Annotated in this window: 21 protein-coding genes and 2 pseudogenes; 5 read left to right on the top strand and 18 right to left on the bottom strand. The window is 68.8% G+C overall.

All coding sequences use genetic code 11. The features are described from left to right. Nucleotides 1–149: 149 nt before the first annotated feature. A complete protein-coding gene (locus OG989_RS16370) occupies nucleotides 150–539 on the bottom strand; it encodes an OsmC family protein (RefSeq protein WP_151453048.1) in 390 nt (129 codons plus the stop codon). A gap of 200 nt (nucleotides 540–739) precedes the next feature. On the opposite strand from OG989_RS16370, the gene OG989_RS16375 reads away from it, so the two are divergent. Further along, nucleotides 740–1,273: a DUF4240 domain-containing protein gene (locus OG989_RS16375; RefSeq protein WP_151453049.1), complete on the top strand. Its 534-nt coding sequence runs from the start codon at nucleotides 740–742 to the stop codon at nucleotides 1,271–1,273. A gap of 132 nt (nucleotides 1,274–1,405) precedes the next feature. Then, entirely contained in the window at nucleotides 1,406–2,023 is a 618-nt protein-coding gene (locus tag OG989_RS16380) for a maleylpyruvate isomerase N-terminal domain-containing protein (RefSeq protein ID WP_151453050.1), read from the top strand. A 742-nt stretch (nucleotides 2,024–2,765) separates the two neighbouring features. Here the strand turns inward: OG989_RS16380 and OG989_RS16385 are convergent. The 6 genes from OG989_RS16385 to OG989_RS16410 form a co-directional block, all read right to left on the bottom strand. Continuing rightward, the gene (locus OG989_RS16385) at nucleotides 2,766–3,053 is read right to left on the bottom strand and encodes a hypothetical protein (protein ID WP_151453051.1); all 288 of its coding nucleotides are present in this window, start codon (nucleotides 3,051–3,053) and stop codon (nucleotides 2,766–2,768) included. 310 nt (nucleotides 3,054–3,363) lie between these two features. Continuing rightward, nucleotides 3,364–4,665: a rod shape-determining protein MreC gene (locus tag OG989_RS16390; protein ID WP_327030991.1), complete on the bottom strand. Its 1,302-nt coding sequence runs from the start codon at nucleotides 4,663–4,665 to the stop codon at nucleotides 3,364–3,366. Then, nucleotides 4,631–5,152: a SigE family RNA polymerase sigma factor gene (locus OG989_RS16395; RefSeq protein WP_327030992.1), complete on the bottom strand. Its 522-nt coding sequence runs from the start codon at nucleotides 5,150–5,152 to the stop codon at nucleotides 4,631–4,633. The genes OG989_RS16390 and OG989_RS16395 overlap by 35 nt, the downstream gene beginning before the upstream one ends. A gap of 40 nt (nucleotides 5,153–5,192) precedes the next feature. Then, nucleotides 5,193–5,654 (bottom strand): hypothetical protein, encoded by a 462-nt coding sequence (locus OG989_RS16400; RefSeq protein ID WP_327030993.1) that lies wholly within the window; start codon nucleotides 5,652–5,654, stop codon nucleotides 5,193–5,195. 149 nt (nucleotides 5,655–5,803) lie between these two features. Next, the gene (locus tag OG989_RS16405; protein WP_327030994.1) at nucleotides 5,804–6,139 is read right to left on the bottom strand and encodes a DUF6204 family protein; all 336 of its coding nucleotides are present in this window, start codon (nucleotides 6,137–6,139) and stop codon (nucleotides 5,804–5,806) included. Between the two features lie 170 nt (nucleotides 6,140–6,309). Continuing rightward, nucleotides 6,310–6,864 (bottom strand): GrpB family protein, encoded by a 555-nt coding sequence (locus OG989_RS16410; RefSeq protein ID WP_327030995.1) that lies wholly within the window; start codon nucleotides 6,862–6,864, stop codon nucleotides 6,310–6,312. Nucleotides 6,865–6,881: 17 nt separating this feature from the next. Here OG989_RS16410 and OG989_RS16415 point away from each other — a divergent pair, with 17 nt between their 5' ends. Further along, nucleotides 6,882–7,217: a site-specific integrase gene (locus OG989_RS16415; protein WP_327030996.1), complete on the top strand. Its 336-nt coding sequence runs from the start codon at nucleotides 6,882–6,884 to the stop codon at nucleotides 7,215–7,217. Nucleotides 7,218–7,400: 183 nt separating this feature from the next. On the opposite strand, the gene OG989_RS16420 is transcribed toward OG989_RS16415, so the two are convergent. From OG989_RS16420 to OG989_RS16430, 3 genes and pseudogenes are all read right to left on the bottom strand, one after another. Further along, complete coding sequence (locus OG989_RS16420; protein WP_327030997.1) at nucleotides 7,401–7,949, bottom strand: DUF1062 domain-containing protein; 549 nt, start codon at nucleotides 7,947–7,949, stop codon at nucleotides 7,401–7,403. A 1,482-nt stretch (nucleotides 7,950–9,431) separates the two neighbouring features. After that, nucleotides 9,432–9,947 (bottom strand): HAD domain-containing protein, encoded by a 516-nt coding sequence (locus tag OG989_RS16425; protein WP_327030998.1) that lies wholly within the window; start codon nucleotides 9,945–9,947, stop codon nucleotides 9,432–9,434. Next, nucleotides 9,944–10,136 (bottom strand): annotated as a pseudogene (locus tag OG989_RS16430) (IS256 family transposase); the annotation flags it as partial. The pseudogene OG989_RS16430 and the gene OG989_RS16425, both read right to left, overlap by 4 nt. 555 nt (nucleotides 10,137–10,691) lie before the next feature. Here OG989_RS16430 and OG989_RS31945 point away from each other — a divergent pair. Together OG989_RS31945 and OG989_RS16440 are read left to right on the top strand one after the other, a co-directional pair. Continuing rightward, nucleotides 10,692–11,278 (top strand): annotated as a pseudogene (locus OG989_RS31945) (GOLPH3/VPS74 family protein). A gap of 181 nt (nucleotides 11,279–11,459) precedes the next feature. Continuing rightward, nucleotides 11,460–12,203: an SDR family NAD(P)-dependent oxidoreductase gene (locus OG989_RS16440; protein ID WP_327031000.1), complete on the top strand. Its 744-nt coding sequence runs from the start codon at nucleotides 11,460–11,462 to the stop codon at nucleotides 12,201–12,203. Between the two features lie 190 nt (nucleotides 12,204–12,393). Here the strand turns inward: OG989_RS16440 and OG989_RS16445 are convergent, their stop codons facing one another. The 8 genes from OG989_RS16445 to pabB form a co-directional block, all read right to left on the bottom strand. After that, complete coding sequence (locus tag OG989_RS16445) at nucleotides 12,394–13,509, bottom strand: MerR family transcriptional regulator (RefSeq protein ID WP_327031001.1); 1,116 nt, start codon at nucleotides 13,507–13,509, stop codon at nucleotides 12,394–12,396. Between the two features lie 148 nt (nucleotides 13,510–13,657). After that, nucleotides 13,658–14,593, bottom strand: coding sequence for a 3-deoxy-7-phosphoheptulonate synthase (gene aroF / locus OG989_RS16450; protein WP_327031002.1), 936 nt, complete (start codon nucleotides 14,591–14,593; stop codon nucleotides 13,658–13,660). A 155-nt stretch (nucleotides 14,594–14,748) separates the two neighbouring features. After that, a complete protein-coding gene (locus tag OG989_RS16455) occupies nucleotides 14,749–15,789 on the bottom strand; it encodes a histone deacetylase family protein (protein WP_327031178.1) in 1,041 nt (346 codons plus the stop codon). Further along, a complete protein-coding gene (locus tag OG989_RS16460; protein ID WP_327031003.1) occupies nucleotides 15,786–16,886 on the bottom strand; it encodes an aminotransferase class I/II-fold pyridoxal phosphate-dependent enzyme in 1,101 nt (366 codons plus the stop codon). The genes OG989_RS16455 and OG989_RS16460 overlap by 4 nt, the downstream gene beginning before the upstream one ends. Further along, a complete protein-coding gene (locus tag OG989_RS16465; RefSeq protein WP_327031004.1) occupies nucleotides 16,883–17,518 on the bottom strand; it encodes a hypothetical protein in 636 nt (211 codons plus the stop codon). The genes OG989_RS16460 and OG989_RS16465 overlap by 4 nt, the downstream gene beginning before the upstream one ends. Continuing rightward, complete coding sequence (locus OG989_RS16470) at nucleotides 17,515–17,811, bottom strand: chorismate mutase (protein WP_327031005.1); 297 nt, start codon at nucleotides 17,809–17,811, stop codon at nucleotides 17,515–17,517. The genes OG989_RS16465 and OG989_RS16470 overlap by 4 nt, the downstream gene beginning before the upstream one ends. A gap of 35 nt (nucleotides 17,812–17,846) precedes the next feature. Next, nucleotides 17,847–18,386, bottom strand: coding sequence for a GNAT family N-acetyltransferase (locus OG989_RS16475; protein ID WP_327031006.1), 540 nt, complete (start codon nucleotides 18,384–18,386; stop codon nucleotides 17,847–17,849). Continuing rightward, a complete protein-coding gene (gene pabB, locus OG989_RS16480) occupies nucleotides 18,383–20,524 on the bottom strand; it encodes an aminodeoxychorismate synthase component I (protein ID WP_327031007.1) in 2,142 nt (713 codons plus the stop codon). The genes OG989_RS16475 and pabB overlap by 4 nt, the downstream gene beginning before the upstream one ends. Between the last annotated feature and the right edge of the window lies 1 nt (nucleotide 20,525).

Here is a 20,525-nt window from a genome sequence, read left to right on the forward strand (position 1 = left end):
CGAGGGACCGTGTGAACACGTGCTCGATCAGGTGCTCGCTCATGCCGCTGATCGGGTGTGTCGACGCTTCGCGGATGGTGAAGCCAACGCAATCGGTTTGCTAACCGTGGTGGGTCGATCGGTGTGAGCATCGCGGACAAAGGGGCAAGTCAGCTTCTCCGTACCGTGGCCCCGGCTCGAATCGCCCGCGGGATCTCGGCGACATCGTCGACGCGATCCAGCAGCACGGCAAGTTCCTCGACGGACGCGGGTGAGCTCAGCTCGACCTGATAGGTGATGCCGCTCGATATCCACGTCTGCGTGTCGAACCCACCCTCAGCCGATACACGTACCCCGTCGATGCGGATGCCAAGTTCGCCTGCCTCCCGGTATATGTCGTTCAGGACGCATCCAGCCGCAGCGAGGTGCAACAGGTGGGCCCCGGTGAAGTCCGCCTCGACCGTGACGCCCTCAGGGGTCCACCGGTGTGGGAACCGGATCGCACCACCGTCACCTGAACTGAACGAGCCGGCGCTGACCATGACTGCAAATTGCTCCACCGCTTGCTCCCTGCCCGATTTTCCTCGCCGACCGGCTCATTGTGATCCGTCACCGGCATCACCACCAGATGTCGAGGCATCCGCTTCTGCCGCGATCAGCTCATCTTCCAGGGCTCGGTGCGCTAGACGGGCGGTCAGGAAAGGGCACGACGGCGAATGGTGGGCGGCGAAGTCGGAGACCGCTGCCATACTCCCGCGCCATGAGTGTTGACGAGTTCTGGAACGTGGTGGCGAAGGCACGGGAGTCTGCGGCCGACCCCTCGGACGCCGAGGACGTCGCCGAGCAGACACTGCGGCTGCTGGCTGCCCTGCCAGCCGACAGGATCGCGGAACTGGCGCAGCCGCTGTGGGATCTGCGTGCGCAGTCGTACGGGTGGGATCTGTGGCAGGCGGCCTATCTGATCAACGGCGGTTGCTCCGACGACGGCTTCGAGTACTTCCGCGGCTGGCTGCTCACGCAGGGGCGTGAGACGTTCGAACGCGCTGTGGCAGACCCGGATACGCTCGCCGACCTGCCGGTGGTCCAACGCGTTGCCGTCGACGGCGGGTTCGATCTTGAATGCGAATCCATGTATGGCGTCGTATGGGACGCGTACGCGGTCGTATCAGGGAGCATGGAGCTGCCCAGCGCGGTCACTGGCAGATACCCGGAGCTCGGCCAGGGCTGGGACTTCGAGGACGACGGCGAGGTCCGTCGGCGTCTGCCGAGGCTCGCCGCGCTCTTCACGGATTAGTCGCGTCAAGCGGATCTGCCACGGAGCGCCGTCATGCCGAGATCAGTGCTGTGGCTGTTTCGCTATCGTGTTTCGTCGACGAGCGTGGAAATGGGGTTGCTTCAGGCCCGGCCTCGCCTCCGTAATTGTTGGATGATCGCAGACGACGTGACGCGCGCTGTCGAGCTTGCCCGCGAGACTCTGGCGGCGGCCACCCATCTCGACTGGCAGAAGCCAGCTGGCGGACTGGAGTGGAGCTGCTGGGAGACGGTCGAGCACATGAGCGACGATCTCTTCGGGTACGCCGCGCAACTCGGTCCCGCGCATCCGTCCACGCGTACCCACGTACCGTTCGGCTGGCAGCGACGCCGCGAGGGTGGCCCGCCCTTGACGATCTTCGTGGACCCGGCTGAGGGGCCATCCGGGCTGGTGCAGGTCTTCGAGGCGTGCGGGGCGATGCTGGCGGCCATGATCGATGCCGTGCCGCCGGACCGGCGGTCGTTTCACGCGTACGGTCTATCCGACCCTTCCGGGTTCGCCGCGATGGGCGTGGTCGAGGTCCTGGTCCACATGTACGACGTGGCCGCCGGGTTGGACCTGACGTGGTCGCCCCCTGCCAATCTGTGTACGGGAGCGCTGCGCCGGCTGTTCCCCTCCGTGCCGTCAACCGGCGAGCCGTGGTTGACGCTCCTCTGGGCTACCGGCCGGGCGGACCTACCCGGCCTGCCGGCGCGGACATCTTGGAGGTGGGACGGCACTCCACGCCCCTGAACGCCGGCACAGACCAAGGTCAGGTGCACTGATCTGCCGCTGACCGTGCGCGCGCCGCGGTGCTCTCTCCTGGACCTGCCGAAGTGCCGAGGCGCCGGGCGACGCCGCGGTCGCCCGCCGGGGATCGGGGAGCACGTGGGGAAGGCGGGCGCGCTGAACGGCGTTCAGCTGCATCCAACAGCACGCAACGGCACTCAACTGCACCCGCGCCCACCTGCGAGTTCTCGTTTCTGCAGGTCAGAGTCGGTGTGGCGTCCTGCTTCACACCGAAGAGGTCACTGGTTCGATCCCAGTATCGCCCACCATCGAAATAACGCAGAAGAGCCACCCTCGGACGGGGTGGCTCTTGCTGATTCTGTCGTCAGCCGTCGTTAGGCGTCAGCGGATCATAAGCAAACGCGTCGCGGATGCGTTGATCCCGCCCGTCGGCCGCGGCCGGTGTTCGTCGAGTACGCGTCGGAGGGCGAGCACGTGACGCCGCGCTTGGGCGGTGAGGTGGTCCAGGCAGCACGAAGTGGCCCCGCCCACCCGGAGGTGAGCAGGGCCGCTGGGTTGGTGGGCCAACAGGATGAGAGCCACCCAACCGTTCGCATGAGGGACGCCCGCGAACCCCGCCGCTGGAGGTGACGGTTGGTCCAGCCCGCAGGCTGCGTCGGCGTTGGTCGTTACCCGACGCAGCTGCTACACGAAGCGTTCCCCGGAGCCGGGCGAGACTGCCCCCGAAGGCTCCTGATTTGGATACTCAGCGGGTGCAGTTGATCTGCGCCAGCACCGAGTAGAGGCCCGGCCACGGCTGCGTCGTGAAGCTTCCCCCGTGGCTGCACTGCGTGTCCGGGTCGAAGCCGTCGGCGCTGGCAAGGGAGCGCGCAGCGTTGTTGGCGTTGGTCAGCGCCGTGAAGTAGTTGTTGTTCATTCCCCGGCCGTAAAAGGACTTGGTTTCGGCGGCGACCGCAGGCCCGGAGAGCAGGACGGACGCGGACACCGCCCCGACCAGCGCTGTGGCTGCGACGACCCGACGAAGTGCAGACATGCGAGCTCCACTCTGTTCGATCCGAATGCCGAGCCTGCCAGAGAAATTGACGTACATCAACTACAGCGCGAAACGGGCCCCCGGTCCTCCCGAAGGAGAGCGGGGGGCGCTCGCACGTTGATCGGTGCTGACCGGGGCGTTACCGGGTTACCGCGCCAGCGAGCCTATTGGCGGCGAGCCAGCAGCCGGGGAGCGACGGTGGCACCGCAAAGGCTTCCGGCAGCGGCTCGGTCCACTACTGATCTACAGACCTGTTGAGGATGCGCGAAGGCGATTCGCCTCCGCGCATCCTTGCGTCGGCGGGGCGCCGTCAGGGGGCGGATGGCGTCATGATCGACAATCTGGTCAGGTTGGCAAGGTCGGCTGTTGGCGTAAGCTCCACCGTGGTCGCGCCTGCCGCCTTGTCCGCAGACGCTCGCCCGATCGTGACAGCGCCAACCTGATTGCTCTGCTGGGACGGATCCGGCATCAAGACACGGTTGGTCTGGTAAACCTCACCGTTTGCGGGAACGCCCTCCATGACCAGCTTTCCGCCGGTGCCCCGTACGGAACCCGGAACATTACTGATATTCGTGTACACCTGGCCGGCGAACCCGGTGCTGGTAACGAGGTCGACAGTGGCTTCACCGCGGACGGTATCGACTGCCGTTACGCGTCCGACCAAACCTTCGGCGACGACGGCCAGTTGCCCTCGCCGGACTCCCTGGTCCTTCGGGAACGCCACGATTATCTGTTGGCCGTTCCTGCCAACCACCTCAGCGGGTACGGCTCGCGGGTCGCCGTCCACACCGTCCTCACCGGGCACCTCGAATACTCTCGTGAGGCTGGCGAACGGTCGCTTCGTCTTGATGAACCCCGCGATCGTCGTCGTCTGCGCGGTCGCAGCGAGCGGGAACCGTTTTACCACAAGACGACTCGTGGGTCCGTCCGGTTCTTGGATCATTTCATCATCGACTGCGGTACTCGACACCCGCACCGCTGTCACGCCCGGCATGGCGAGGGCAATGGCATAGGTACCCGCGGAGTCATCACTGACTTCGCCGACGGCTCCGGACAACCGTGGACTGACCAGACTTATCACCTGAGTCTTCACCGGGTCGGGCACCGGCCGATCAACCCGCATCCGCAAGGCGTCCGCCGCACCGGAATCACCGGTGAAGAACGCCAACCGCGCGTCGCCCTGCTTGTCGTATCCCTGCAGGACGACCACCGTCGAGCGCAGGCGTGGATGGCGCGTCGCGACAAGGGCCCGAACATCAGTGTGCGGCCCTGCCGAGTTGGTACGGTCCCAGACGCTGGTGGCCTCACGTACCAGGCCAGCGTCCACGTCTCCCACCGGGGACCACCCCAGAAACGGGCCATCCGGCAGCGGTGCAGCGAGTTGCGGTGTGGACCCGAATCCGACAGCCCGAAACATCGTGACCAGCACCGCCAAGCACACGGCTGTCGCGGCTCCTACAGCGATACGCCGCCGCCCTCGACGCCGGTCCGCCCGCCGCATGATCTTGCCTTCATAGCCCTCGGTCGGTACCACCGACTCGGCCAGGTCCGCCAGGCCGTCACGCAACTTGGTCGTGTTATGCATAGCGCACCTCTTGATCAGCAGCAGCATCGGCCTCAACCCACTGCCTACGCAGAGTCTGCAGACCCCTTGATGAAAGACTCTTGACCGTGCCAACCGAACAACCCAGTACGTGCGCCGTGTCCTGCTCGGACAGGTCCTCGTAGAAGCGCAGTACGACGGCAGCACGCTGTCGTACTGGCAGCCCGTCCAACGCCCGGCGCAGCAGGTCCCGCTGTTCCACCCCCACGTACTCGTCGCGTGCCTGACTCTCCACCAGCCGACCCAAGGGCTGTTCCCACCAGGATCGGCGCCGCCTCCAGGTCACGAAGGTGTTGACTAGGATGCGCCGAACGTAGTGATCGACGCCTTCTGAGCGTTGCAGTCGAGGCCACGCCACAACCGTCTTGGCCAACGTCGTCTGGACTAGATCCTCGGCTTTCCCTTGGTCCCCGCACAGCAGGAAGGCGGTCCGGAGCAGCGATCCGTAGCGCGCCCGTACAAAGGCTGACACCTCCCTATCCTCGCGATCATGCATCAGCCACCCGCACCCTCAGTTCCAATCTCACGGCCACTACCTACGCTCTCGACCCCGGCAAACGTTGCCGTGACTCCGGAACTTTTGACGATCGATTAACTCGACCCGCGGGTCGGTGAGAGTGGCGACCAGCCCGGCTTCTTCGGTCAGCTCCCGGGCCCGCCGGGTCGGCCGCGGTCTTCGCGCCCGGCTCGATGTGGCCGTCGGGCAGCGCCCACCCGCCGCCGTCGCGGCGCTCGATCATGAGGTTCCAGCGGCGAGCTGGTCGCGCCGTGCCTGCAGTTGCTTGAGGGTCAGGGTGAGGTTCACCATGCGGATGCCCGTCGCCGGCTTCCAGGCTGAAGCCGTGCTCGTGCTCGAAGTCGGACCAGTCGACGTACCGCTCGTCGTTCTCCTTGGGCCAGTAGGCGCCGGGCGCGTCGGCGAAGTCGTCAGCGGTGATGGTGGCGGTGAGCGCGTCGTGCAGCTCCCGCCTCTGGTTGGGGTTGAGGTCGAAGTCCACCGTGTCGGCACCGTCGCCGATCTCCAGGTTCCGCCCGCGCCGGAGGTCCGCACCGAGTCCAGGTACCGGACGTTAACGCCGTCACGGAGGTGCAGCGCCCCTCGGGCCGCCTCCCGGGCGCCGGTGGCGAAGCCCGACGGCTACGAGTGTCAGTGTTGCCGTCGGCGGCGGACCTTGATGTCGTCGAGGTCGGTCGAGACCGACTTGAGGTCGCGGTAGTCGGCACCGATTCCCGAGACGGCGGCTGCCGCGAGCGCTTCCGCCTTGCCAATCACGATTGCTTCTTCGTCCTCCCCGTTGGCCGAGACCAGGCAGCGGAAGGTGAAGGCGAGTAGGGACCGCTCGTAGGTCACGGTGCCTTCCTCGGTGAACTTCGCCCGAAACACGTCGTGTTCGTCAGCCTTGGCGAGCAGCGCGGCCCGCTGCTCGTCATCGAGTGGCGCGAACTTGCCACGCACGATGACCTGATATGTCTTTCGGGCCATCGCTGGGGCCTCCGGTTTCGGCTGAGCATCACGACATCGGTCGGCGGCTGCGGCCGGAAGGGCTGCGGGCCGATCGCCGTCGCCATGCCCTGGCCGACCAGTGCGGCGGTGGCGACCCTACCCGGAGGAACACAGAAACGCATGGGCATTTCACAGCGGGTCAGAGACCGTCAGGGTTTCCGGGTGTAGCTGACGGTCGGCGCTTGCTTCCTGTCGCGCGCGCCGAGGACCTCGTTGACGAAGTCGTCCTTGTTGCGTGCGTAGGCCATGAGGTCAGCGCCGTGCGCGTGCGCGAGATCGCGCTTGAGGCGCTCGTACCGGGACCGGTAATCCGCCCGGCACCGCAGCGCATCGCGGAACGCGACTCGTCGCCGCCACAGCAGGGAGGTCGGCTCGGTGAGATGGAGTTGGTAGGTGCGCTCCCACCAGTTGTCGGTCTCCGGCTTGAAGAAGTAGTGCGCTTCCTCCGGACGGTGCATGCCGTTGCAGTAGCCGAGAGCGATGACCACCTCGATGGCGGCTACCGCCTCTGACAGACTGCGCACCGGCGCCATCATGTCGATGATCGGCTTTGCTGCCAGGCCGGGAACCGATGTGGAGCCGATGTGCTCGACTGGCCCGACCAGCCATTGCGCCAGAGCGGCTTCGAGGATGACCTGCTCCTGCTCGAACAGCACAGCCCATTGCGGGTCGTACGGGCTGAGGGTAACCGGTGCGCCGTCCACGAGAACTGCCTTCCAGTATGAAGTACGGGTCGGGCGTTGCCTCTCATCGTCCCCTTCTCTTCATCGATCCCTTCTCGAGGGATCTACTCACCGCGGATCTGCACATCATGGTGCAGTACGGCATCGAGGAAGCGTCGGGCGGCGGCGGGGATCCGGATGCCGAGGATGCACCCCACATGCTGCGGCACACGTTCGTGACGACGACGCTCGACGCCGGCGTCAGCCTCCGCGACGTGCAGATCGCCGCCCGCCACACCGACCCGAGAACCACCATGCGCTACGACCGAGCACGCAAGGACCTCGACCGCCACCCCAACTACATCCTCGCCGCGTACATGGCCTCCGGGGCATAGCCAGCGCTCACGGCTCTGCCGAGTTGTGTGCATTTGATCAAGCCAGAATGCGGTAGACGGCAACGATCGGATGTTGTCAGAAGTGGGGACATGGGCGAGCCGGCCTATGTCCCCACTTCTGATTCCCGCTGTATGCGTATGTGGCGTGGTAACGGCTGTGACTCCCACCGCTGGGAGTGCAAATCAGTTCATCGAGTCCCTCATCATCACGACAAAAGTGAATCCGGCGCTCGTCGGACGGCGCAGGGAAATGCCACACTTGACCCGGCGCAGTACCTCGTTTCTGCTGAGGCCGAGCCCTTGCGCGATGAGCCGCTCCGGGCGGACCGGCACCGGATCCTCGAAGTCGACCTCCACTTGCAGTGGCCACGCCTCGTCGAGCGGTGCCGGCGGAGTGTCCAGGTGCCAGGCCCCCTGCCAGTCCAGGGCGTACCGGTTGCGCCGGGCGAGCAGCGGATCCAGCAGCGTGGCCGCCACAAGCTCCGGATCGTTGGCGTGGTAGCCGTCGAGTAACGCCGGATCGAAGGATCTGACCGACGCTCGCTCGTGCACGGTGAGCTTGCTCGTCCGATTGCAGGACACGCAACGGACCAGCAGCCACACGTCCAGCAGCTTGCCGTTGGCGTTGACGCGGAACCTGCCCTCGCCGGTGGTGGCCGACTCCGACCGGCAGTCCACGCACCGCAACGACAGCAGAGGCAGCCTGGTCCGGCGAACGATCCAGGGCAGCACAGTATGAGGTTGTGAAGACATGATGATCTCTCTAAAGACCTGACACGAGGCCGATTGCGCGCGGCCTCAAACGCTGCATGAACGGGCGCACGCGGGCAGCCCGGCAGAACCGACGGGAGGGTCGGCCTGTAGATGCGCGGAAGAAGGCGTCAGGTTTAAAGAGCGGGCGGGGTCACGCGGTTTGTCCTCTGTCCTCGCTGCGACGGGGCATCGGCAACCTACGGGAACGCGGAAGGAGGGCTCAAACGGTTTTCCGGCTCGAAAGTGATCCGCCTGCGGGGGGCACGTCGGGAACTCGTTGGACCAGGAGTGTGCCTTGCTCACGGAGGCGGAAAGCGGCGACAGCGAAGCCGTGACCGAGGTCGTCGAGGAGCGTTTCCGCGGACAGCTCGAAGGCCAGGTCGGCTGCCCGCCCATGCTGCGATCAGCGCGCTGAGGCGTCGCAGATCAGTCGGCGGACGACTGACACACGATCAGTCGACGGAGGACACGGCCGGCTGCCGGCGGTCTTGAAGAACTCTCTGTATGTCTAAAAACGGCCCGCAACGGGCCGCGCGCGCCGCCGCCTGGGCGCGCGCCGGCCGCGCCGCGCCGGGGAAGGTGCGCGCCGGGACCGCGCGGCAAGGCCCGAGCATGGGGGCGGTGTCCGCCGAGGGGCGCGGTCCGTGACACGGGAGCCGACTCAGTCTGTTCCGGCAGCGGCCGTACGAGCAGTCGAGGCCCGCTTGACGTGGCGGAACGAGCAGCCGGCCTGCTCCCTCGAAGGGCGGGTCGGTGGTCGAGACGAAGCTGCCTACTTCACCGTCTTTATCGGCTCACCGGTCAAGGCGCTGTAGCTGACAGCAACCAAAATCATCACGCCGGCCACTGCGAAAGCTACGCCTATCACCCGTTCCAGCAGGATGAAGCGCGCTAGACGCTCCTCATGCGGGACGTCGGGTAGCGAGCGCCACGGTGGGACTCGCCGTAGCACGCTCGCCGTGGACATCGATCGCCGAATATGCCACTCCGTCACCCCGCGAAAGTTGGTGGCCAGGGCGACGCCTAGGAGGCTCACAGCCGGGCCGATGATGACAGCCGCCAGGACACGCCAGGTCTCCATCTGACCCCTCTCGGTGTGTGACGGCGGGCGCGGGCAGCGCGGGACGCCTGTGGACTCCGGTGGGCCGTTCGAACAGCTCAGCCCTGCTGATGACACAGCTCAACGACGGCCGGTGCTTCCTAGGGACGAAGCAGTCACGAGAGTTTTTGCGAAGCAGGGCCGACGGCCCGATCGCATTGCGGTCCCGCCCATCACCGTGTGGACGCCCCTGCGGCCTGCCGGCCGGTTGTCTCCTGTTGCTGTCGGCCGCGTCGGTGACAGCAGCCAGCCGGGACGAGGGCAGCCGCTGGCGGCCGAGTGCGAACCATCGCCCTGAGGGTGCGTACGCGGATGGACGTTGCCGCACGGAGCGCACAGGACCTACATGCGAGGAGCAATCGTCAAATCCTGTGGTTGACCCAGGCTGCGTGTAGCCATTGATCGAGGGCTGCGAAGTCGTCGTCGGTGAGGCCCCGCGATGCCACGACGTGATGGAGGAGGGCTCGGCCGGGATGGTGCGCGGACACCCAGTCCCGATCAGCGTCGCTGATCTCGTCGTCGACCCAGGCGAACGGGCGTCCCTCCGCCCACGCCACCACGGTCCGGGTCTTCCAGTGAAGTCCGAACCACTGGTCCTCACGTTCGTGCTTGTCCGAGGCCTCCGGCCAGCGCACGACTGGTAGGCGTGGCAACCCGATCCGGGGCGCGATCTCGGTGTTCGCCTCCTCTTCCCAGGTCGTGGCCCAGACCAACGCACATGGCAGCGCCGCCAGACGATGCCCGACTTGTGGGTCGAGCCGCGACAGATGCGAGGTCGACACGTCGCCTGCCAGTTCGCGCTGCGGGCCGTCCCCGAACGGAAGGAGCGGCCCATCGACATCGAGGAACAGCAGTGGACTCTCCGCAGGGTCGGTCATGCCGCAGCGAACTGTTCGCGCTCGACGAGCACGCCCTTGTCGGATCGGGCCCCGGCCCGCACGAGAGCGACCTGGTGAGGGGCGTTGACCGCGCGCCAGCGTTTCTGGGCGGATTCGATGAGCTCGAACGTCATCGCAAAGGCGGCTGCGCGGGATCCGGCACCGCGTGACCTTGGTGCGCAGCCGCACGCCGATGGGGTGTCGGCAGAGGGGGAGGGAGTCCCGGCCGTCACCACGCCGATCATGTCACCGCAGTTCACGCGACTGTCCGTCCATTTCCGCATCGACGTTTGATCCCTTCCGATAACCAGTGCAGGAACGAGCAGCCCAAGGTCCGCATTCAGCGCCTCGTGTGAGGCCAGCAGTACAGCAGGGAAGTGCCGCAGCCGTGCCAGCCGACCCGGCCCGAGACGAGCTTCAGCAGGCTGGATGACCTCGGACGGGGGCGCCGCGCGAGACCAGCCCTGTGGCGTACGAGTGCCGCAGGTGCGCTACGGGCTGGTGGACCGTGAAGACGGCGCCATGAGATCTACGCCCTTGATTGACTTGTCGCAAGGCTTGACGCGGCAAGCCGCGCCGCCGGCGAGTACGCCGCCGTCATCGCCAGCGTCGGCATCGACACCAACGAGGCCATCCGCATCGTCCAGGCGGCGCTGACCAAGGGCATCGCAGCAGCTCCCGCCACAGGGGAGCCGAAGGAGGCATGACGTGGCCGTACCCGACAGCCTTCCCGAGCGCATCTTCGTGCTGGCCTACGACCCGGACAAAGGCGGCGTCGGCCTGGGTACCAACCTGGGCGCCATGCTCCGTGCCGCGGCCCTCGCCGACCTCCACCGGGGCGGCCACCTCACCGACGCATGTGGCCGCGTCGCCATCGACGTTCGGCACCCCTGCCGCGATCCCGTCCTCGACGCGCTCCTCGAAGAGATCGCCGGCTCCAAGCCGCACACATGGCAGTCCTGGATCGGCCACAGGCAGGGCACCACCGTCCGAGCGGTACGCCAGCAGCTCAGCGACGGCGGTTGGGTCCACCTCCAACCCGCAAGATTCTCGGGCTGTTCCCCACCACCAGGGTGCCCCTCCGCGACCCCCGCGTCCGCACGGAACTCCTCGACCTGGTCAACGCCGCCCTGCACCAACCCGTCGGCAGCATCGACTCCGCCGACGCCGCACTCGTGGCCATCGTTGCCGCCGGCGACCTGACGCTCGTCCTCGACCGTGGGACCAGACGCGCCAACAAGCAGCGCATCCAGGAACTCACCAAGCTCAGCGGACCGATCGGCCCCGCCCTGCGCAAATCGATCCAGGCCGCCGCGGTCGGTGAGGTCTAGTCGTCACCGGGATGAGGGGATCGACAGGACCGACAGGCTCGACATCGACAGGCTGTCGAAACGCCACGGCGAGGCGGAACTGTCTCCAGCGGCCACCTGACGCGCGAGGTGGTACGGCGGGGGAGAACGCGCCGTCCGATCGCCGCCAGACGGCGGGTCTCCTGTCGGCCAGGCTGCTGTCATGAACAACGCACTTGACGGCAAGGTGGCTCTGGTTACTGGTGGTGGTCGCGGCATCGGCGCTGCGGTGGCGCTGCGCCTGGCGGAGGACGGCGCCGATGTGGCGTTGACGTTCCAGCAGAATCAGCAGCGCGCCGATGACGTGGTGGACCAGATCAAGGCTGCGGGACGGCGGGCCATCGCCGTGCAGGCGGACAGCGCCGACCCGGCGGCCGTGGTCGGCGCGGTCGACCGGGTCGCCGGCGAGCTGGGCCGGTTGGACATCCTGGTCAACAACGCCGGCGCGTTCCTGCTCGGACCGTTGGAGCAACTTAAGCTGGAGGAGTTCGAACAGACCGTCGCGGTCAACGTCCGGGCACCGTTCATCGCCTCCCAGGCTGCGGTGCGACACATGTCGGCCGGTGGGCGGATCATCAACATCGGCAGCAACGTGGCAGAGCGGGCTGTCTTCCCGGGCTTCGCGCTGTATGCGATGAGCAAGACCGCCCTGATCGGCCTGACCAAAGCGCTCGGACGCGAACTCGGCGGCAGGGCGATCACCGTGAATCTGGTGAATCCAGGGGCCACGGACACGGAGCTGAACCCGGCCGACGGCCCCAATGCCGACACGATCAACGGGTACACCGCCCTCGGCCACTACGCGGACCCGGCCGATGTGGCAGCAGCGGTGGCGTTCCTCGCCGGCGCCGGCGGGCGCTACGTCACCGGGGCGACGATCAACGTGGACGGCGGCTTCACCATCTGATCGCCGCCGTCCCGGCCACCCTTGCACGCGGCTACGGCCCGTTCCTCCGCCGGGAACGGGCCGTAGCCTTTGCCGGTCAATCAGCACCCGAGCCGGACCACCTCCATCCGGCACGTCCGGATGCCGTACACCGGTGGGCCGATCAGCGTGCGCCGGATCTGCGTCTCGCGCCCGGATGCCGCAGGGCGGCTCAGGCCACGAGCAGGCGGAGGCCGAGCTCTGCCGTGTCGAGGGCGAGGAGGTCGCGGTTGCGCTCGGCCCACCGGCCTGAGGCGAGGTCTTCGCGGAGATTGCGGACTGCCCGTTGCTCAGCCTGCGGTCCGACCCTGGTCCACACCGAGACCGCGCGGCGGACATGTTCGTCGAGGTACGCCTCGGGCCGGCGCCAGTGTGCCTCGAAGAAGCCGTCGGCGCAGTTCCACGGGACGAGCAACGGCTCCGCGCGTCCTCCGATCGCGCTGGTCAGGTCGGCCAGTGAGGGCCAGCCGACGAGAAGGTTCGCGAACTCGGGCAGGTAGTCACGGGTGAGCCAGAACCGTTCACGCCAGCCGGTGTCATCGGCGTCGTACGTGAACACCACCACGCGGCGGGCCACCCGCCGCATCTCACGCAGCCCGGCGACGGGGTCCGGCCAGTGGTGGACGGTGCTGACGGCCATCGCGGCGTCGAAGGACTGGTCCTCGAACGGCAGATTCTCCGCATGGGCGGCCACGCACGGCGCGGCGCCCACGGGACGCTGCGCCCGCATGACCGCCGACGGTTCCACCGCCGTGACGTCCCGGTCGGGTGGTTCGTAGGAGCCGGTGCCAGCCCCGACGTTCAGCACCGTTCGTGCGTCCCCCAGCGCATCCCAGATGCGTGCGGCGATCCGTGGCTCGGTGCGTCGCGTCGCCGGGTAGGCAGATCCGATGGCGTCGTACAACTGTGCCCCGAACACCTTCAGTTGCTCCTCCGGCGTCGTCCTGATCCCGATCGCCCGTGCCTCCAGTTCCCTGTCTATGGCCGTCACCATGGCGGCAGCACGGTCGCGCTGGTCCATCAGCAGGCCACGCAGCCGGCACAGGTGCGCGACCGCGTCGGTGGCCGGGTCGTCGACCAGAGCCGCGATCTCCCGCAGCCCGAAGCCGAGCCGCCGGTAGGCGAGCACCTCCCGCAGCCGCTCCACATCGCCCGCCGAGTAGGCCCGGTGCCCGGCCGCGGTCCGCGTGGACGGCTCCAGGAGGCCGATCTCGTCGTAGTGATGCAGGGTGCGGACGCTGACCCCGGCCAACTCCGCCACGCGCCCCACCGTCAGGTGCTCCGCCACGCCCCCGACTATGTGGCATGACGTCGCGTGAGGAGCAAGCGCTTCGCCGCCGGCGCGTGGCGGGCGGCGACTGACCGTGGAGCCGTCGTCCCTACGACAGGGCCGAGGAACGCGAATCACCCCGGTGCCGGTCCGCCCTGCATGCCGATTACGGACCGACCGGGAAAGCGGGAAGCGGGGCCAGGAGCGGTCGACCCAACCCGGTGAGGAGCTTCGCGAGCCGATCGGCGAAGTGCAGCCATTCGGCAGGGCGCAGCGCCTGATCGGCGTCGCACCGCGCCGTCGCGGCGTCGCTGTGGACGTCGATGAGCAGGCCGTCGGCGCCGGCGGCTGCGGCAGCCAGTGCCATGGGCTCGACGAGCCCCCGGTTACCGGTGCCGTGGCTCGGGTCGACGAGGACGGGGAGGTGACTGAGCTGCTTCACCATGGGGACCGCGCTCAGGTCCAGGGTGAAGCGGGTCGCCCCTTCGAAGGTGCGGATCCCCCGCTCACAGAGCACGACGTTGGGATTGCCCCGAGCCAGCACGTACTCGGCCGCGTAGAGCCATTCCTTGATCGTGCACCCGAAGCCCCGCTTCAACAGCACCGGGAGGCCGGTCTCGGCGACCGCCGCCAGGAGCGAGAAGTTCTGCGCGTTGCGGGTGCCGATCTGCAGCATGTCGGCGTGTTCGGCGACCAGCCGGGCATGCCCGGGCTCCACCACCTCGGTGACCACCGGCAGCCCCACCTCGCGGCCGGCCTCCGCGAGCATCCGTACGCCCTCGATGCCCAGGCCCTGGAAGTCGTACGGGGACGTGCGCGGCTTGAAGCCGCCGCCGCGTAGCGCCCCGGCGCCGCCCCGGCGCACCAGGTCGGCGCAGTCGGACACCTGTTCGCGGCCCTCGACCGCGCAGGGCCCGGCGATCACGACGAACCCCTCACCACCGATGCCCAGTTGCGGGCCGAGGAACACGACCGAGCCGTCCGGCACGACGTCCCGGCTGGCCAGCGGTGGGTTCGCGTGCGACATGAGCACCTGCTCGACGCAGTCCAGCGCGGACAGCCGGTGGGTCAGCAGCACGTCCCCGTCGGGGAGGAACGCCACGGGCCGACCGCCGAGCACACAGGTCACGGGTGAGTGGGGGAGCGCGGCGACGGCCCGTAGGGAGGATGCGTCGGGATGCGTGCCACTTTTCATGATGACGAGCACTGTGCCTCCGTGCCGATGCGCTGGATGGGCGGAAGGGTGGGTGGACGGGTTCAGGACGCCGCTGCGGGCAGGTGCAGTGCGCCGCGGAAGAACGCCCCGATCTGTTCCTCGAGCCGGGCGAGCGCGTAGCCGCCCTCCTGGATGACCAGGAGCGGCCGACCTAGGGCGACGAGGCTCCTGCCCAGGTGCCACAGATCCTCGTCACCGACGTCGAACGTGCCGACCGGATCGTCGGCGGCGATGTCCAGCCCGAGCGACACCACGACCGTCGCCGGATCGAACCTGAGCACCCGCTCCAGCAGCCGGTCGACGGTGGCGCGGTAGCGGAGGCCATCGGTGCCGTCGGGCAGCGGCAGGTTGAAGGTGGTGTCGCGGGCGTCGCCGACGCCCACCTCGTCGGGGAATCCGGAGAAGAACGGGAAGTGCCGGTCGGGGTGGCCGTGCACGGACCCGTAGAACACCTGGGGGTCGGCCCAGAAGACGTCCTGGGTGCCGTTGCCGTGGTGGAAGTCCAGGTCGACGACGGCAACCCGGCCCAGCTCCCGCAGGCTCGCTGCAGCGAGCGCGGTGTTGTTGAGGTAGCAGAACCCGCTGAAGTCCGCCACCGCCGCGTGATGCCCCGGCGGCCGGCAGAGCCCGTAGACCAGCCCGGTGCCGCTGCGGATCAGGTCGGCGCCGGTCAGCGCGAGGTCTGCCGCCTCCCGGGCGGCCGACCACGTCGACGCCATGATCGGTGAACAGGTGTCCCGGCAGTAGTATCCGGCCAGCACCCGGGCCGAGGCGTCCGCCCCGATCCGGGCCGGGCCTCCGCGCGGGCCGAAGCTGTCCGGTATGACCGGACCGGGCCGACCCTCTTCGCTCCAGCGGGCGTAGGCGGTGGCGAGGAAGCGCAGCATTCCCGGGTCGTGCACGGTCAGCAGGGACTCCTCGCCGTGCGCGGTCGGTGCGACGACGCGGGTGCCCACGGAACGAACGCCCCGCAGCAGCGCGTCGACCCGTTCCGGCCGGTCCAGCACGTCGACGATCTGCCCGTCGTCCACCTGGTGCGAGGGATCGTGCTTGCGGTGCTCTCGCCCCAGCACCGTCGTCATGTTCGACACGGCACCCCCTCCTCGTGTTGGTGCAGGGAAATCTCCTCGAGCACGTGCAGGAGCCGTTCCGTGTCCGGGCTGGTGGTGGCGGTGATCCGGATGCCGTGCCCGGGGTAGGCGCGTACCGCTATGCCGGCGGTGGCCAGCCGCAGCGCGACCGCGGCGGCGTGTCGCCCGAGTGCCAACCAGACGAAGTTCCCCTGGGAGGGCACGACCGGCCAGCCCGCCGTGTGGAGCCGCGCGGTCATGCTCTCCCGCTCGGAGACGATGCGGCGTACCCGGCGGGTGATCTCGGGTTCGTCGTGCAGCGCGGCCACCGCCGCGGCCTCGGCGACCCGGCTCAGGCCGAACGGCAGCATCACGTTACGTAGCGCCGCGCTGACCACGGGGTGGGCGATGGCGTACGCCACCCGGAGCCCGGCCAGACCGTACGCCTTGGAGAAGGTGCGTAGCACGCACAGGTTGCCCCGGTCGGGCAGGGCCCGCAGCCCGTCCGCGAGGTCCGGCGCCGTACCGAACTCGTGGTACGCCTCGTCGAGGACGACGGTGACCCGCGGGGGGACCGCGTCCAGGAACCGCTCCAACGCCTCCTGCGTGAAGGCCGTACCGGTGGGGTTGTTCGGATTGCACAGGAAGACCAGGCGGGTCCTCGGGCCGACCCGGTCGGCGATGTCGTCGAGGTCCAACCGGTGCTCGCGGAGCGGGGACCGCACGGGCACCGCCTCGTGCAGCAGGGCGTCCACGAGATAGTCGTCGAACGAAGGCCAGGGGAGGACCACCTCGTCACCGGGGCCGGCGGTCGCGTGGACCAACCCGCGGCACAGGGCGACCAGTCCGGGACCGGCGACGACCATCTCCGCCGGCACCTCGCGACGGCTGGCCAGCAGGGCGGTCAGCTCCCCGTTGTCCATCGAGGGGTAGCGGTGGCCGTCCCGGCAACTGCGCAGTATCGCCTGCTGCACCGCCTCGGTGGGACCGTACGGGTTCTCGTTGAGGCCCATCCGGTGCGTGGGGCCGGCAAGCGCCAGGGGCGGCATCGGTTCGTCGGGCTCGGCGAAGGAACGCAGGGCGGGATGGTGGCGCGGCCGGTCCGTCACCGCGGTCCCTCCGCCCGGTCCCCGGGGTCCGGGTCCGCGCCGATCACGGGCAGCGGCGGCAGCCGGTGGGCCACCCGCTGCGGGCGGCCGAAGACCAGCCAGCAGCAGACGACCGGGCCGATCGTGGCCACCAGGTCCAACTCGTCGCGGTGCTCGTGGTAGCCCGGCATCGACACGATGGCCGCATCCGACCGCCCGGCGAGTGTGTGTCGCAGGGCGATCGGCTTGGCCGAGACGTAGTCCACCCGCGAGAAGTCGGCGAGATCCAGGTAGCCGCGGGTGGCCGGCATGAGGGCGATGCTGGTCGGGCGGGCCACGTCGGCCCGCTTGACCAGCGCCAACGGCATCGTGGGCAGCGCGAAGAAGTCCACCATCGCGACCCTCCGCCAGTCGCGGGTCACCAGCAGGTCCACGTCCTGGTGCGCACTGTTGACCACCAGCAGCCGGAGGCCGTCGCCAGCGAGGAAGTCGCCTGCCGCCGCGAAGTCGGTGAGCAGGTGGATGGAGTGCCGGCCGTCCAGGCGGGTGCGGGCGTACTCGCGGGCGGCCCGTTCGTGGTCCGTCCCGGCGGGACCGAGCGTGCCGAGCGACCAGGTGGTGGGCAGGGTGGGCGACGCCGCCGGCGCGGTCACTGCTGTGTTCCTGCCGGATCGTTGGCCATCAGCTCGTCCTCGAGGCGGCAGGCCGTCTCGATCAGCTCCGCCGCGATCCGATCCAGCAGGTCGTCGGGGATGCCGTGGGCGAGGCCGTAGGCGGCGTACCGGCTGCGCACGAACGAGACGCGGTCGCTCTGCATCATCGGTACGCCGCTGGCCTGCTTGTGCCGCGCGATCCTGCGGATCACGTCGAACCGGCTCTTGATGGCCTCGAGAATGCGGAGGTCGACCACGTCCAGCTCGTGACGCAGCCGGTCCAACTCGTCCAATGGGGATCCTTCTCTCGAGTAGCGATCCTCGTGCCTCATGCCGTGTCACCGCTCTGTAGACGCATTCGCAGGCCGATCGAGCGGAAGCCCTGCCGGGAGTAGAAGGAGCGGGTTCGCGGCTCCTGCGCGAACCGGTGCGAGGGAAGACCCACCTCGACCGTCCGGATGCCCGCGGTGGCGAGTTCCCCGAGGAGACCGGAGACCAGCGCCGCGCCCACGCCGGCACCGCGGGCCTGCGGGCTCACGAACAACTCCTCGATGAGCGCGTAGCGGCCCGCCGTCCGCACCGCGAACGGGAAGCTCGCCGTGAGGATGCCCACCGGCACGGCGGCACGGGACGCCCGCGCCGGGGCGTGGTCCAGGTCGGCGAGGAGTACGAGTCCGCGGGACGGGTCGCCGAGCAGTTCTTCGGCGGCGCTCCGGCTCGCTTCGGCGAGCGTACGGTCGGGGACGCCCGAGAGCTCCCGGAGCAACCGGGTGACCACCTCCATCACCAGGTCGACGTCCGAGGGGGCCGCCCGTCGTACGACCGTCTCCTGCCGGCGCGGCTCGCCGGGCCGGTCGGTGCCGGTCACGGGTGCGGCCTCTCGTCCATGGCCGTGGCGTTGACCGCGTTGAGCACCGACTGCGCCTTGAGCGTGACCTCCGCCCATTCCCGTTCCGGGTCGGAGAGGATGGTGAGGGCGCCGCCGGCCCCGACCGTGGTCGTTCCGTCGTGGTGTACCAGGGTGCGGATCACGATGTTGAAGTCGGCCGAGCCGTCGAGGCCGAAGTACCCGATCGTCCCGGAGTAGATCCCCCGCGCCTGTCCTTCGAGTTCGTCGATGATCTGCATGGTGCGCACCTTCGGCGCGCCGGTCATGGATCCGCCGGGGAAGGACGCCCTCATGCAGTCCACGGCGGTCCGGCCCGGTGCCAGTCTTCCTTCGATCTTCGACACCATCTGGTGCACCGTCTCGAACGACTCGATCAACATCAGGGCGGGCACCCGGATCGAACCCGGCTGGCAGACCCGCCCGAGGTCGTTGCGGATCAGGTCCACGATCATGAGGTTCTCGGCGCGTTCCTTGGGGTCGGCGGCGAGCGCCCCGGCCAGCCGCCGGTCCTCGGCAGGCTCCGGGCTGCGGGGGCAGGTGCCCTTGATGGGCTTCGCGGTGACCGTGCCGTCCGCGCAGACCTTCAGGAAGCGTTCAGGGGACGACGACGAGACCTTCGTGTCGCCGAAGTCGAGGTAGGAGGCGTACGGTGCCGGATTGATCCGCCGTAGTCGCCGGTACGCCGTGAACGGTTCGAGGGCGAGTTCGACCTGGAACTGGGTGGTCAGGCAGACCTCGTAGGTCTCGCCCTCGCGCAGCAGTTCCCGGGACGTGTGGATGTCCTTCAGGTACTGGGCGCGCCCGCGCAGCGGATACGCGGGCGTCGCCGCCGGCGTGGCAAGGTCCGTCAGCTCCGGCGGCCGCACGCCCCGCAGCGGCTCCAGCAGCGCGGTGGTGCGGTCCAGCCAGTCGGCGGCATCCTCCTCCTGCCCGGCGATGGCCAACGCCAGCAGGTGGACCTCGTCGCGTTCGTGGTCCAGGACGACCAGTCGGTCGGCCATGATCAGGGCGGCATCGTCCGTGGCCGTGCTGTGCAGGCAGCCCGTCGCCTCGTCGGTGGTGCACTCGTAGCCCAGCCAGCCGACGTAGCCGCCGACGAAGTCGAACGGAAGGCCGGCGGTGTCCTCGGCGTCGAGCTGAAGTTCGGCGAGGCGCCCGGCAAGGTAGTCGAGCACGTGGGTGTCGGGCAGCACGCGGTGCCGGCCGCCGGCCTCCACCCGGGTCGTCCGCGTCGTCGTCCTGTAGCGCACGACCTCGCTCAGCGGCCCACCCGGGGAGCAGACCAGGTAGGAGAAGCGTCCGGTGTCGTGACCGGTGCGGGCGCTGTCCAGCCACGCCGCCGCCGAGCCGACGTGCAGCCGCAGGAAGGCCAGCTCGGCGTCGATCGGTCCGCTGAGCGTCCGGCGGGCGACCCGTAACCGCTTCGCCCCGCCCGCCGTGGGCCGGGCGTCGGCGCGGACGCGTTCCGGCAGCGCCCAGGGCCGTCTCGTCCGGAGCCCCGCCCGGTGCTGTCGCCGTGCCCAGGACCGGGTCAGGTCGTGGAAGTTGCGGATGATCCGGTCGCCGTGCTCGGTCAGGATCGACTCCGGATGGAACTGCACGCCGTACCGGGGACGGTCGGTCGCGGCGAGCCCCATCAGCGTTCCGTCGTCCGCCCAGGCGGTGGCGCGCAGCCCCGGTGGCAGCGGCTCCCCGATGGACAGGGAGTGGTAGCGGACCACCGCGAAGTCCTGCGGTATGCCCGCGAAGAGCTCACCCTCGTGGCGGACGGTGCTCAGCCGGCCGTGCATGACCTCGCCCGCCGGCGCGGTGCGGGCGCCGTAGCTGACGGCGATGCCCTGGTGCCCCAGGCAGATCCCGAGCACGGGCACCGTCGCCTCGGCGATGGCCTCGTGACACACGCCGAAGTCGCCGGCGTTCTCCGGGCGGCCCGGACCGGGGGAGATCACGATGTTGTCCGGGTCGAGCGCGACCAGTTCCGCCCAGGTGAACTCGTCGTTGCGCACCACGATCGGGTCGCGGCCGTTCACCGAGGCGAGCTGGTGGAAGAGGTTGTACGTGTACGAGTCGTAGTTGTCGATCAGGAGGGTCCGGATCGGCTCGTCTGTCACGGTCATC

It is taken from the genome of Micromonospora sp. NBC_01740 (genome assembly GCF_035920365.1).
Classification (GTDB): domain Bacteria; phylum Actinomycetota; class Actinomycetes; order Mycobacteriales; family Micromonosporaceae; genus Micromonospora; species Micromonospora reichwaldensis.